At 71.2% G+C, this 13173-nt stretch carries 13 protein-coding genes; 2 read left to right on the forward strand and 11 right to left on the reverse strand.

The features are described 5' to 3' along the window. Window positions 1–14 precede the first annotated feature (14 nt). The 8 genes from fabF to OCJ37_RS15390 form a co-directional block, all read right to left on the reverse strand. Window positions 15–1250 carry a beta-ketoacyl-ACP synthase II gene (gene fabF / locus OCJ37_RS15355; RefSeq protein ID WP_263110597.1) on the reverse strand — a complete coding sequence of 412 codons (1236 nt, stop codon included), beginning with the start codon at window positions 1248–1250 and terminating at the stop codon, window positions 15–17. Between the two features lie 129 nt (window positions 1251–1379). Continuing rightward, complete coding sequence (gene acpP, locus OCJ37_RS15360; RefSeq protein ID WP_046981398.1) at window positions 1380–1619, reverse strand: acyl carrier protein; 240 nt, start codon at window positions 1617–1619, stop codon at window positions 1380–1382. Between the two features lie 153 nt (window positions 1620–1772). After that, on the reverse strand, window positions 1773–2516 hold the full coding sequence (fabG, locus tag OCJ37_RS15365; RefSeq protein WP_263110598.1) for a 3-oxoacyl-ACP reductase FabG: 744 nt from the start codon (window positions 2514–2516) through the stop codon (window positions 1773–1775). Window positions 2517–2604: 88 nt separating this feature from the next. Then, entirely contained in the window at window positions 2605–3549 is a 945-nt protein-coding gene (gene fabD / locus OCJ37_RS15370) for an ACP S-malonyltransferase (RefSeq protein WP_263110599.1), read from the reverse strand. A gap of 228 nt (window positions 3550–3777) precedes the next feature. After that, entirely contained in the window at window positions 3778–4437 is a 660-nt protein-coding gene (locus tag OCJ37_RS15375; protein WP_263110601.1) for a glutathione S-transferase family protein, read from the reverse strand. A gap of 359 nt (window positions 4438–4796) precedes the next feature. Further along, window positions 4797–5780, reverse strand: coding sequence for a beta-ketoacyl-ACP synthase III (locus tag OCJ37_RS15380; RefSeq protein ID WP_263110602.1), 984 nt, complete (start codon window positions 5778–5780; stop codon window positions 4797–4799). 96 nt (window positions 5781–5876) lie between these two features. Continuing rightward, window positions 5877–6071 carry a 50S ribosomal protein L32 gene (rpmF, locus tag OCJ37_RS15385; RefSeq protein ID WP_009608206.1) on the reverse strand — a complete coding sequence of 65 codons (195 nt, stop codon included), beginning with the start codon at window positions 6069–6071 and terminating at the stop codon, window positions 5877–5879. A gap of 102 nt (window positions 6072–6173) precedes the next feature. Then, entirely contained in the window at window positions 6174–6683 is a 510-nt protein-coding gene (locus tag OCJ37_RS15390) for a YceD family protein (RefSeq protein ID WP_263113704.1), read from the reverse strand. Between the two features lie 157 nt (window positions 6684–6840). On the opposite strand from OCJ37_RS15390, the gene OCJ37_RS15395 reads away from it, so the two are divergent. Beyond that, a complete protein-coding gene (locus tag OCJ37_RS15395) occupies window positions 6841–7413 on the forward strand; it encodes a Maf family nucleotide pyrophosphatase (RefSeq protein ID WP_263110604.1) in 573 nt (190 codons plus the stop codon). Window positions 7414–7429: 16 nt separating this feature from the next. On the opposite strand, the gene OCJ37_RS15400 is transcribed toward OCJ37_RS15395, so the two are convergent. The 3 genes from OCJ37_RS15400 to OCJ37_RS15410 are packed head-to-tail and all read right to left on the reverse strand — an operon-like array spanning window position 7430 to window position 12180. Next, window positions 7430–9280, reverse strand: a complete 1851-nt coding sequence (locus OCJ37_RS15400; protein ID WP_263110605.1) for a glycosyltransferase 87 family protein — start codon at window positions 9278–9280, stop codon at window positions 7430–7432. Then, window positions 9277–10281 carry a glycosyltransferase family 2 protein gene (locus tag OCJ37_RS15405; protein WP_263110606.1) on the reverse strand — a complete coding sequence of 335 codons (1005 nt, stop codon included), beginning with the start codon at window positions 10279–10281 and terminating at the stop codon, window positions 9277–9279. The genes OCJ37_RS15400 and OCJ37_RS15405 overlap by 4 nt, the downstream gene beginning before the upstream one ends. 51 nt (window positions 10282–10332) lie before the next feature. Continuing rightward, complete coding sequence (locus tag OCJ37_RS15410) at window positions 10333–12180, reverse strand: glycosyltransferase family 39 protein (protein ID WP_263110607.1); 1848 nt, start codon at window positions 12178–12180, stop codon at window positions 10333–10335. A gap of 37 nt (window positions 12181–12217) precedes the next feature. Between OCJ37_RS15410 and OCJ37_RS15415 the strand changes: the two genes are divergently transcribed. After that, complete coding sequence (locus OCJ37_RS15415; RefSeq protein WP_263110608.1) at window positions 12218–13171, forward strand: AAA family ATPase; 954 nt, start codon at window positions 12218–12220, stop codon at window positions 13169–13171. The last annotated feature ends 2 nt before the right edge of the window (window positions 13172–13173 follow it).

Below are 13173 nucleotides of genomic sequence, written 5' to 3' on the forward strand. Positions count from 1 at the left end.
CACTCCCGGCTCAATCACATCCGCTTGAACACCAGCGTCCCGTTGGTCCCGCCGAAGCCGAATCCATTGGACATCGCCACGTCGATCTTCTTCTCGCGCGCCACGTTCGGCACGTAGTCCAGGTCGCAGCCTTCGCCCGGCTCTTCCAGGTTGATCGTCGGCGGAATGATGCCGGTGTGGATCGCCATCACCGAGAAGATCGCCTCGGCGCCGCCGGCCGCGCCGAGCAGGTGCCCGGTCATCGACTTGGTCGAGCTGACCATGGTCTTGTAGGCGTGGTCGCCGAGCGCGCGCTTCATCGCCAGGGTCTCGGCCAAGTCGCCCAGCGGCGTGGAGGTGCCGTGCGCGTTGAGGTAGTCGATCTGCTCGGGGTTGAGCTTGGCGTCCTTCATCGCCGCGACCATGCTGCGCGCGGCGCCTTCGCCGTCCTCGCTCGGGGCGGTCATGTGGAACGCGTCGGAGCTGGCGCCGAAGCCGACCAGTTCGGCGTAGATGCGCGCGCCACGGGCCTTGGCGTGCTCGTACTCTTCCAGCACCAGCACGCCGGCGCCGTCGCCGAGCACGAAGCCGTCGCGGCCCTTGTCCCACGGCCGCGAGGCGGCGGCGGGATCGTCGTTGCGGGTGGACATCGCCTTCATCGAGCAGAAGCCGCCGACCGAGGTCGGCGAGGAGCCGCGCTCGGCGCCGCCGGCCAGCATCACGTCGGCATCGCCGTGCTGGATCATGCGCAGCGCGGTGCCGATCGAATGGTTGGAGGTGGCGCAGGCCGAGACCGCCGAGAAGGTCGGGCCCTTCAGGCCCTTGAGCAGGCTCACCTGCCCGGGGAGCATGTTGATGATGGTGCTGGGCACGTAGAACGGCGAGATCTTGCGCGCGCCGCCCTCGTGGAATTTGATGGTCTGCTCCTCGATGCCGAGCAGGCCGCCGATGCCCGAGCCGAGGATCGCGCCGATGCGTTCGGCGTTGCTGTCGTCGATCACCAGGCCCGAATCGTCCAGCGCCATCAGCGAGGCGCCGACGCCGTAGTGGATGAACGAATCCATCTTCTTGGCGTCCTTGGAGGACATGTACTTGGTCGGATCGAAATCCTTGATCTCGCCGGCGATCCTGGTGGTGAACTGCGACGCATCGATCTGGGTGATCGGGCCGATGCCGGAACGCCCGTTGACGATTCCTTCCCAACTGCTGGCCAGGTCATTGCCCAACGGCGATACCAGGCCCATGCCGGTTACGACGACGCGACGGCTCATTGCGAAATCTCCTCACCGCGGTGCGCGCGGCGTTGACGCTGTAAAAACACAGGGCCGCATGCGCGGCCCCATGGGATTGTCACGCGGACCGGACCCACGCAGGCGCCGATCGCGATCGAGAACGGAGCATCAGCTCTTGACGTGCGCCTTGACGTAGTCGATGGCCTGCTGCACCGAGGTGATCTTCTCGGCTTCTTCGTCCGGAATCTCGCACTCGAACTCTTCTTCCAGCGCCATCACCAGCTCGACGGTGTCCAGCGAGTCGGCACCGAGGTCATCGACGAACGATGCGCTGTTGGTGACTTCTTCTTCCTTGACGCCGAGTTGTTCGACGACGATTTTCTTGACGCGTTCTTCGATGGTGCTCATTGGGATATCGCTCCAGATGGAGTAGTGGTGGTTCGAAACGCCATCGGGCTGCGATGGCCGCGTTGGATAGTGTAGTGGAAACCGCCCGGCCCTTGCATCGCTGCATAAACGCCGCTCGATCAGCCACTTAGGCGCGTTCCCTGCGCCGCAGGCTTACGGCATGTACATTCCGCCGTTCACATGCAGAGTCTCTCCGGTGATGTAGCCGGCCCCGGGGCCGACCAGGAACGCCACCGCGTTGGCGATGTCGGCCGGCTGCCCGAGCTGGCCGAGCGCGATCTGTTCCAGCAACGCGCTGCGTTGCGCTTCGGGCAGCGCCTTGGTCATGTCGGTGTCGATGAAGCCCGGCGCGACCACGTTGACGGTGATGCCGCGCGAGCCGATTTCCTTGGCCATCGACTTGGAGAAGGCGATGATCCCGGCCTTGGCCGCGGCGTAGTTGGCCTGGCCCGGGTTGCCGGTCACGCCGACCACCGAGGCGATGTTGACGATGCGGCCCTTGCGCGCCTTCATCATGCCGCGCAGCACCGCCTTGGAGGTGCGGAACACGCTGGTCAGGTTGGTGTCGATGATCGCCTGCCAGTCCTCTTCCTTCATCCGCATCAGCAGGTTGTCGCGGGTGATGCCGGCGTTGTTGACCAGGATCGAGACCGCGCCGAATTCCTTGCCGATCGCCTCGATCAGCGCGTCGACCGCGGCCGGGTCGGTCACGTCCAGCGCGCGGCCGTGGCCGCCGCCGGCGGCCATCCGCTCGCCGATCGCCTGCGCGCCGGAGGCGGAGGTCGCGGTGCCGATGACGGTGGCGCCCTGCGCGGCCAGCGTGTCGGCGATGGCCGCGCCGATGCCGCGGCTGGCGCCGGTGACGAGGGCGATCTCGCCCTGCAATGGCTTGCTCATCTGCTGTTCCTTGGGGGACGGACGGCGCGCCAGGCGCCGAGGGAGAGGAGGCCGCCGCGGGCGGACCCGCCCGCGCGCGGCAGCGGGATCAGGCGGCCCAGGTCTCGAGCGCGGTGGCGAAGTCGGCCGGGGTGGCCAGGGCGCGCCCGTCCAGCGACTTGTCGATGCGCTTGACCAGCCCGGTCAGCACCTTGCCGGGGCCGCATTCGGCGACCCGGGTGGCGCCGCGCGCGGCCAGCGCCTGCACGCAGCCGGTCCAGCGCACCGGCAGGTACAGCTGCTCGACCAGCGCCTGGCGGATCGCATCGACGCCGTCGTGCACCCGGGCGTCGACGTTCTGCACCACCGGCAGTTGCGGCGCGTGCCAGGCCAGGCCGCGCATCGCCTCGGCCAGGCGGTTGGCCGCTTCGCGCATCAGCGGCGTGTGCGAGGGCACGCTGACCGCCAGCTTCACCGTCTTGCGCACGCCGCGCTCGGCCAGCAGCGCCAGCGCGCGCTCGACCGCGGCCGCGTCGCCGCCGATCACCACCTGGCCGGGCGAGTTGTAGTTCGCCGGGACCACCACCTGGCTGCCGGCGGCCTGCGCGCAGACCTCCTCGACCAGCGCGTCCTCGGCGCCGATCACCGCGGCCATCGCGCCGACCCCGGCCGGGGCCGCGTCCTGCATCAGCTGGCCGCGCAGGCGCACCAGGTGCGCGCCGTCGTGCAGCGACAGCGCGCCGGCCGCGACCAGCGCGCTGTACTCGCCCAGGCTGTGCCCGGCCAGCTGCGCCGGACGCGCGCCGCCCTGGGCCAGCCACAGCCGCCACAGCGCCACGCTGGCCGCCAGCAGCGCCGGCTGGGTGTATTCGGTGCGGTTGAGCATTTCCTCGGGGCCGCCCTGGCTCAGCGCCCACAGGTCCACGCCGGCGCCGTCGGAGGCTTCGACGAAGCTGTCGCGCAGCTGCGGATGCAGTTCGGACAGTTCGGCCAGCATGCCCAGCGATTGCGAACCCTGGCCGGGGAAAACGAAGGCTAGTGTGGAATCGGTCACGCGGATCCGCCCTGCAAAAATCGAGCGGCGATGATACGGGCGAAACCGGCCGTACGTCTGTACCCGGGCGTATGTGCGTGTTCCGCCCGCCGCTGCGGCCGCGTCCGCCGCGGATCCCGGCCGCCGGTGCCGAACCGGCCGAGCGGCCGCGCTGCGGCATGCCGCTCGACGCAACGCACAGGCGCGCGGGCCGCGCCCCGAGGCGCCCGACCCGCCGCCGTTGGGCGCTCAATCGCGGTCGGGCGCGCCGAGCGGAAAGAACGCCCGATACGGCCGCGCCTCGTCCACCGCGCGGGCGAACGACGGCCGCGCCAGCAGCCGCTGGCGGTAGGCGAGGACGTTCGCGAACGCCGCGTCGATGGGATGCGTCCAGTCCGCATAGAACAGGAACGGCGCCGCGGCGCAATCGGCCAGGCTGAAAGCGTCGCCCGCCGCCCAGCGGCGGCCGGCCATCGCCGTCTCCAGCCAGGCATAGGCGGTGTCGAGCATGGCGCGGGCGTCGGCCACCCCGCGCGGGTCGCGCTCGCCTTCGGCCCGCAGGCGGTCGAAGACGATCTTCTGCTGCGGCGTGGAGACGTAGTTGTCGAAGAAGCGGTCCATGAAACGGACCTCCAGCGCCGCGCGCGGATCGGACGGCAGCAGGCGCGCGGGCCCCGGATGGTGCACGGCCAGATGCTCGATGATGATCGTCGACTCGGCGACCGTGCGGTCGCCGTCCACCAGCAGCGGGAAGCGGCCGAAGGGCCAGCGCGCGGCCAGTTCGGCCATCGGCTGCGGGTCGTCGGGGGACAGCAGCCGGTACTGGAACGGCGTGCCGTTCTCGTACAGCGCGACCAGGACCTTCTGGCAGTAGGACGAGAACGGATGGGCGTAGAGCTGCAAGGGCATCGTCGGTCACCTCGGACAGGACAGGAGCGCAGGCGCATAAGCCTGCTTGTCCTACGACGCGCGTCGGCGACGCAAATCGACAGCCGGGAAGACGTTGGCGGATCTCTGGATCGCGGCCAGCCGATGTCTGCCTGCCGATATACGGTGGCACGTCAATCCGCGGGCGCTTGATTCGCGATGCGGCGGCATGCGCGGGCAGCGCGCGCATGTACCTGCGTCGACCGCGCGCGTTCGCCATTAACGGGGATGCGGCGCGTTCGCCGCTTCATGCTGGGATGGGAGTGAGGCGGCACGCGGCACGCCGCGCGCGCCTGCACCGCACGGCCCGGCCTGCAGGCCGGTGCCGCCGGACCGAAGACTCAGTAGCGCAGCAGCGCCGAGCCCCAGGTGAAACCGCCGCCGAAGGCTTCCAGCAGCAGCAGCTGGCCGCGCTGCACGCGGCCCGACCGCACCGCCACGTCCAGCGCCATCGGCACCGAGGCCGACGAGGTGTTGCCGTGGATGTCCACCGTCACCACCACCTGGTCCATCGACAGATCCAGGCGCTTGGCGGTGGCTTCGATGATGCGCAGGTTGGCCTGGTGCGGGATCAGCCAGTCCAGGTCGTGCTTGTCCAGGCCGTTGGCGTCCAGGGTCTCGTCGACCACGGCGTCCAGCGCCTTGACCGCGTACTTGAACACCTCGCTGCCCTTCATCTGGATGCCGCCGGCCGACGCATCGCCGGTGCCGTCGCCGAGCCCGGTGGAGATGCCGACCGGATTCCACAGCAGTTCCTTCTTGCTGCCGTCGGCGTGCAGATGGGTGCTGAGGATGCCGGTGTCGGCGTCGGCGCGCAGGACCACCGCGCCGGCGCCGTCGCCGAACAGCACGCAGGTGGTGCGCTCGGTCCAGTCGACGATGCGGCTGAGGGTCTCGGTGCCGATCACCAGCACGGTCTTGGCGTCGCCGCAGCGGATGAACTTGTCGGCCACGCTGAGCGCGTAGACGAAGCCCGAACAGGCGGCATTGACGTCCAGCGCGGCGCAACCGACCGCGCCCAGCCGCGCCTGGATCAGGCAGGCGGTGGACGGGAAGATCAGGTCCGGGGTGGTGGTGCCGACCACGATCATGTCCAGCGCGGCGACATCGATGCCGGCCGCCTCGATCGCCTTCAGCGCGGCTTCGTAGCCCAGGTCGCCGGCGGTCTGGCCCGGCGCGGCGATGTGCCGCTCGCGGATGCCGGTCCGGGTGCGGATCCATTCGTCGCTGGTATCGACCATGTGCGACAGATCGTCGTTGGTCAACACTTTTTCAGGCAAATAGCTGCCGGTGCCCGCGATCCTGGAGTAGATCCGCTTGCTCATGCTGGTTCCTGTTGCCTGTTACGCAGGCCGCCCGCCATGGCGCGGCCTGTGAAGATGGGTGACTCCGTCCGCCGCTGCGCGATGGACGGGCACGGATCAATCTTCTTCGACCTGCGAGGTCTTGGTCGCGATCACCTTCTTGCCGCGGTAGTAGCCGTCGGCGGTGATGTGGTGGCGCAGGTGGATCTCGCCGCTGGTCGGATCGGTCGACAGCTGCTTGGCGCTGAGGGCGTCGTGCGAACGGCGCTGGCCGCGGCGGGACGGGGTGACACGGGATTTCTGCACAGCCATGGGATTGCTCCAAACTCGGTTCGTTTACATCTGTCGTCATTACGTCGCGCAGGACGCGCGCGTCCGGCAACAACCTCAGGCAGCGGGCCGGCGGGCCGACCGCTACTGTTTCTTCAGCGCCGCCAACGCCGCGAACGGGTTGGCCTTGCTCACCTCTTCCTCGGTCGCCGGCCAGTCCTGTTCGACTGCCTCGCTTCCGGGCGCCACCGGCACCAGCGGCACCGCCAGCACCAACTCGTCCTCGACCAGATCGGCGGGCCGCAGCATGCCGTCGTCCGGCACCAGCAAGGCCTCGTAATCCGGCGGCAGCGCGGCCTCTTCGTCCTCGCTGCGGATCAATCCCAGCCGCTGCACGCTCGACACCGGCAGCAGGAAGCGCTGCAGGCTGCGCTGACAGATCAGCGGCAGCGCGGTTTCGAGCGTCAGTTCGACGTAGGACACTTGCAGTACAGCGTCGCGGCCGAATTCCATCGTGTAGCGGCATTCGCCTTCGGTATCGGCCAGGCTGCCTTGCAGACGGGTCATCGCCGAGAGCGGCAGGCGGTCTTCGAAGACCCTGCGCGCTGCGACCATCCGCCAGGCATCCAACAGTTCGGGCACGTTCGCGGACATAAGCCGCAGAATGTTAAGGACTGGCGGGGGCGCTGTCAAACCCGTCCCTGCATCCTGCCGTCCTCCCCATTCTGCGCGCCCGGCGCCCGGCTTGCCCGGCCGAACCCGCCGCCGCAGACTGCCGGCCCCGGCCTCCCCGCCGCCCTGCCGTCCGCCGATGCCGCGCCTGATCCTGGCCTCCACCTCCGTCTATCGCCGCGAGCTGCTGCAGCGCCTGCGCCTGCCCTTCGACAGCGCCCGCCCGCAGGTCGAGGAGACCCCGCTGCCGGGCGAGGCGCCGCTGGCGCTGGCGCAGCGCCTGGCGTTGGCCAAGGCCGCCGCGGTGGCGGCCGGCGCGGCCGATGCCTGGGTGATCGGCTCGGACCAGGTCGCCGAGCTGGACGGCCAGCCGCTGGGCAAGCCCGGCCATGCCGCCGCGGCACAGGCGCAGCTGGCGGCGATGTCCGGGCGCAGCGTGCGCTTCCATACCGCGGTGTGCCTGCTGCACGGCGCGCGCGCGCTGCAGGCCTGCGACCTGACCGAGGTGCGCTTTCGCGACCTGCAGGCCGAGGAGATCGCCCGCTACGTCGCCGCCGAACAGCCGCTGGACTGCGCCGGCAGCTTCAAGTGCGAGGGCCTGGGCATCAGCCTGTTCAGCGCGATCCACAGCCGGGACCCGACCGCCCTGGTCGGGCTGCCGCTGATCGCGTTGGCCGGGCTGCTGCGCGAGGCCGGCTACGTACTGCCCTAGGGCCCGCCGGCGCGCATCAGCGCCGGCCGACCCGGCACCACTGGTACGGGAACCGCGCCTGCCCGACCCACGCGTCGTGGACCGCGCACGTCCCCGGCTGCAGCATCAGGCCGTAGCGCGCCAGTTGCTGGTCGGCCAGCGCCAGCGCCTGGCGGTCGCCGGCGGCGATGTCGATGGCCCGTTCCGGCAGCATGGTCCACCGGCAACGCCCGGCATGCTCGGCCAGCGCCGCGCGTACCGGCTTGCGCGCCAGCCGCCGCATCAGCCGGCACTCCGGTCCCCGGTCCAGGCCCAGCCGCGCGGCCAGCGCATTGAGCCGCAGCAGCCGCTCGGCATTGCGGTCCACCGTCGCCGGCAGCAGCGCATAGCCCTGGCCGCGTTCGGCCAGCATCGCCCGCACGCGCGCCGCGTAGGCCGGCGATTCGGGGAAATTGGACGCCACCGACGCATACGCCGCCTGCGCCGGCAGGAACGGGATCCGCCACGACTGCGGCGCGTCGCCGACCAGCAGCACCAGGCTGCGCGCCGGCTGCGGCAGGGCCGGCGCCTGCACCCGGAACGCCGTACGCGCCCAGCGTTCGTGGCCCCAGTCGCCGCAGCCGGCCAGCGCGACCAGCGCGCAGGCGATCAGGGTCCATCGTGCCGCCGGCGCCGCGATGCGGGCCGGCAGCAGCCGCCGCAGCCCGACCCACAGCACCAGCGGCGCCAGCAGCTCCGGCACCACCAGGTAGCGCTGGATGCTGAACACCGATTGCCAGGCCAGGTAGGCGACCACGAAGAACACCAGCAGCGCGCGCCACGCCGGCGCGGCCACGTCGCTGGCCGCCGCGGGCCGGCGCGGCCGGCGCAGCGCGGCCAGCAGCAGCGCCGCCAGCCCCAGCAGGTACAGCAGCGGCCAGACGATCTGCCGCAGGGCGACCTCGCTGACCCGGTTCGGCGCGAACGAGAAGTGCAGCGGCCAGCTCAGCCACTGCAGCCAGCCCTTCGGCAGCCAGCGCGTATCGCTGAGCGCCACCGGCTGTGCCAGCGGCGCCAGGAAATGGCTGTTGAACTGCGGGAACAGCGGGTTGCCGAAGGTCTTCCACACGCCCAGCAGCCATGGCCCGGCCAGGATCGCGAAGCCGAGCACGGTGGCCGCGGTCAGCACCGCGGCGCCGCCGACGCGCTGCCGCGCGCGGCCGCCGGCGACCAGCGCCGCCACGCCCAGGGCCAGCGCGTACAGCGCATTGGTCAGCTTGCAGGCCACCGCCAGGCCCAGCAACGCGCCGGCCAGCGCCCACCACGCGATCGCCACGCCCTGCCCGGCCGCCCGTTGCCGGCGCTGCGCGTGCAGCGCGGCCAGCAGCGCACCCAGCACCGGCAGCGCGCTGGTGTTGTCGGCCATGGTGCCGGCGAACTCGGACAGGAACGCGGCGCTGCACATGCCGGCCAGGGCCAGCCACGGCGCCAGCCGCGCGCGGTCCAGGCGCGGGTCCAGCACTTCCCAGACGATCCCGGCCAGCAGCAGGAACGCCAGCGCATGCAGCGCGCCCATCGCGAACCCGGCCAGCGGCGCCGGCAGGCCGGTCATCAGCGCGTAGTGCAGCACGTCCAGCAGCGGATTGAAGTAGCTCTGCAACTGCGACGGCGCCAGGTCCACGCCGAGCCGGCCGTGCAATGCGGCATAGCCGTTGTACAGGTGGTAGTTGCGCAGGTCCCAGTTGGCGTCCTGGCCCAGCAGCAGCGCCAGCAGGCCGCCGAGCAGCGCGGCGGCGACGCCCGCGGCGATCACGTTGCCGCGGCTGTGGAAGGCGAAGCGGCGGTGCAGCGCGCGCAGCAGGCGCTGGCGGCGGTTCGGGCGCGGCGATGCCGCGATGGCCGCGCTCATGGCGTGTCGGCAAGCGCTGCCGCGGCGTGCGCCGGCGACGGCGACGGCGGCAACGGCAGCGCGGGGACCGCCAGATAGGCCAGGCGCTTGGCCTCGACCCGGCCGCGGGTGACCGTGTCCAGGATCAGCCCGCAGGCCAGCAGCAAGAAGCCGAGCAGCACCAGCGCCGAACACAGGATCGCGGTCGGGAAGCGCGGCACCAGGCCGGTGTGCAGGTAGGTGAGCACCAGCGGCACCGCCAGGCCCAGCGCCAGCAGCACGCAGGCGCCGAAGCCCAGCGAGAAGAACAGCAGCGGCCGCTCGGCCTTGAACAGGCGCAGGATGGTCAGCAGGATCCGGGTGCCGTCGTGCCAGGTGCGCAGCTTGCTCTGCGAGCCCTGCGGCCGCGCGCCGTAGGCGGTGGCCACTTCCGCCACCGGCATGCGCAGCTGCAGCGCGTGCACCGCCAGTTCGGTCTCGGTCTCGAAGCCGGCGGCGTGCGCCGGAAACGACTTCACGTAGCGGCGCGAGAACACCCGGTAGCCGGACAGCATGTCGTCGAAGCTGCGCCCGAACAGGAAGCCCACGCAGCGGGTCAGCAGCACGTTGCCGACGCGGTGTCCGGCGCGATAGGCGGCGGCCTCGTCGCTGCGCCGCGCGCCGACCACCATGTCCAGCCCGTCGCGCAGCAGCCGCGCAACCAGCGCCGGCGCCATCGCCGCGTCGTAGGTCGCATCGCCGTCGACCAGCACGTACACGTCGGCCTCGACGTCGGCGAACAGGCGCCGCACCACGTTGCCCTTGCCCTGCAGCGCGACCTGCCGCACCTGCGCGCCGGCCGCGCGCGCGCGCTCGATGGTGGCGTCGCTGGAGTTGTTGTCGAACACGTGGATGCTGGCGGACGGCAGCTGCGCGGCGAAATCGGCGACCACCCGGCCGATCGTGGCCGCTTCGTTGTGGCAGGGAACCAGCACCGCGATCCGCGGCATGGCCGCGTCGTGGGCGGAGGAAAGGCTGGGCATGGGCGGCGTGCGGTCCTGCGCGACGGGCGTGGAAAGGCGCGCCATGCTATCTCAGCGGCGGCGCAGTTCGATCGGCTGCTCCCACCAATCCTCGACGCTGCCGTCGCGGCCGTGCAGGCGCAGGCCGAGCCAATGCGTGCCCGGCGCCAACGCGCTGGCGTCCAGTTCGGCGCGGAAGCCGACCCGCGGATGGCCCGGATCGGTGGAGATCTTCCAGAACGCGGTGATGTCGTAGGGCTCGCCGTAGCGCGCCTGCGCGGCGACCTTGCCGTCGAGCAGCACCTCCACCCGGGCGATGCCCACGCCGTCCTTGAACGCCCAGCCGGACACCTCGAAATGGCGCGCCAGCGTGGCGCCCACGGCGGGCGTGTCGAACCAGGCCATCGCCGGCGTCGTGCACGGGCCGGCCAGGCGCTGCGCCGGCAGCGCGAACAGCAGGAAGCGCTGGCTGCCGTGGTCGCTGGACACCACCTGCGGCGGCGGCAGCGGGCCGACCAGGTCGCACACCGCGTGGTAGCGCTGCAGCAGCAGCCGGTACTTCATGTCGCTGGGCGAGAGCACCAGCAGCCGCGGCCCGTCGCGGCGGCCGTCGCTGAGCAGGCCCCACTGGCGCAGCTGCGCGCTGCGCCCGTGCTTGTCGTTCAACGGATGCGGCAGCACCTGGATGTCGGCATCGCCCAGTTCGAAACCGAGTTCGGCGCCGACCTTGAAGTTGTCGGCCAGCACCTGGGTGCCGGCCGGCATCGTCGCCAGTTCGCGGCGCACCGCCGAGGCCAGCGGCTGCCAGCCGGCGAAGTTGCGCGGGTAGTACTTGTCGCCGGCGGCATGTTCGCGCACCGAGGGTACCGACACCGCCAGGTAGTAGCCGAACGCGCCGACCAGGCCGATCCCGGTCAGCAGCCAGGTCGCGCGGCGCAGCCGCTTCGGCCAGCCGTTGAGGATCACCGGCGCGGCGATCAGCAGCGCCAGGTAGCCCGGCAGCGGCCAATGGAAACTGATGCGCTCGGCATCGGTGAAGAAACCGAAGAGGAAGATGCCCAGCGTGGACACCCCACCGAGCAGACCGAAGTAGCGCCACTGCACGCGCGCGCCGCCGCTGCCGCCGCCGCGCGTGGCCACCAGCGCCACCTTCCACATCGCCACCGCCAGCAGCGGGGTGACCAGCAGGCCCTGGATCAGCACGAAGGCGATGCCGGCGGGCTGGAAGCTCCACGGATGCCGGTCGATCAGCTGGAACCTGACCCCGGCCTCGCCGTTGTCGGCATTCCAGGCCAGCAACGGCAGCCAGGCGACGATGCCCATCGCCAGCGCCACCCACACCTGCGGATCGCGCAGCATGCGCCGGCCCTGCGGGATCAGCAGCAGCGCGATCGCGCCGACTCCGATCACCCCGGCGAAGCGGTAGTGGCTCAGCGCGCCCAGGGTCAGGCCCAGCGCCAGTTCCACCGCGCTCATCGCCTCGACCTGGCGCAGCAGCCGCGCGCTGGCGTCCATGCACAGGATCGTCGCCAGCGCCATCGGCACGTCCGGCAGGGCCAGGATGCCGAGCGTGCCCGACAGCGGCATCAGCAGGGTCAGGCTGCCGGCGCGCCAGCCGGCGACCGCGCCGAACCAGCGCGTGGCGATGCGCGCGATCAGCCACGGCATCAGCGCCGACATCAGCAGGAACGGCGCGCGCAGCGCCAGCAGGTGGTCGCCGCCGAGGGCCACGCCCAGCCGCGCCAGCCAGGCGGTCAGCCCGGGCAGGTCCGAGTAGGCCGCGGCCAGGTGCTGGCCTTCCTGCCAGTAGAACGCCTCGTCGACGAACAACGGCAGGCGCGCGGCCGCCAGCAGCTTGGCCGCGGTGACCAGCGTCCACAACACCAGGAAGGTGCTGCGTGCACGTTGTTCGCCTTGCATTGCCTTTAGACTCCCCTAAACCCGTTGCGAGAATGCGATGCCTACTCCGCCCCGCTTGCCGGAAATGCTAACCGATACGCTGCGCGAGGCGCTCGCGCAGGCCCAGCAGCAGGTCAATGCGCTGGTCCTGGGCAAGCCGCAGCAGGTACGCATGGCCTTTGTCGCGCTGTTGTCCGGCGGACATCTGCTGATCGAGGACCTGCCCGGACTGGGCAAGACCACCCTGGCGCATGCGCTGGCCGCAAGCCTGGGGCTGAGCTTCCAGCGCGTGCAGTTCACCTCCGACCTGCTGCCGGCCGACGTGCTCGGCGTGTCGGTGTACGACGCGCAGTCGCGCCAGTTCCAGTTCCATCCCGGCCCGGTGTTCACCCACGTGCTGCTCGCCGACGAGATCAACCGCGCGCCGCCGCGCACGCAGAGCGCGCTGCTGGAAGCGATGGCCGAACAGCAGGTGACGCTGGACGGCACCACCCATCCGCTGCCTGCGCCGTTCTTCGTCATCGCCACGCAGAATCCGGTGGACCTGTCGGGCACCTTCCCGTTGCCCGATTCGCAGCTGGACCGGTTCCTGCTGCGGCTGGCGCTGGGCTATCCCAACGCCGAGTCCGAACGCGCGCTGCTCAGCGGCAGCGACCGCCGCGACCTGATCGCGCAGGCGCGGCCGCTGCTCGGCGATGCCGACATGGCCACGCTGCGCCACGCCGTGGACCAGGTCCACGCCAGCGACGCGCTGGTCGGCTACGTGCAGGCGCTGCTGGCGCGCAGCCGCCAGCATCCGGGCGTGCGCGTGGGCCTGTCGCCGCGCGCCGGCATCGCGCTGCTGCGCGCGGCCAAGGCGCACGCGCTGCTGCTCGGCCGCGCGCATGCGCTGCCGGAGGACGTGCAGGCGCTGTTCGTGGCGGTGGCCGAACACCGGCTGGTGGCCGAACAGGAATCGGCCTCCGGGCCGGCGCTGGCCAAGGCGATCCTGCACAGCGTGGCGGTGGACTGACG

The organism is Xanthomonas sp. AM6 (assembly GCF_025665335.1).
In the GTDB taxonomy this organism is placed as follows: Bacteria; Pseudomonadota; Gammaproteobacteria; order Xanthomonadales; family Xanthomonadaceae; genus Xanthomonas_A.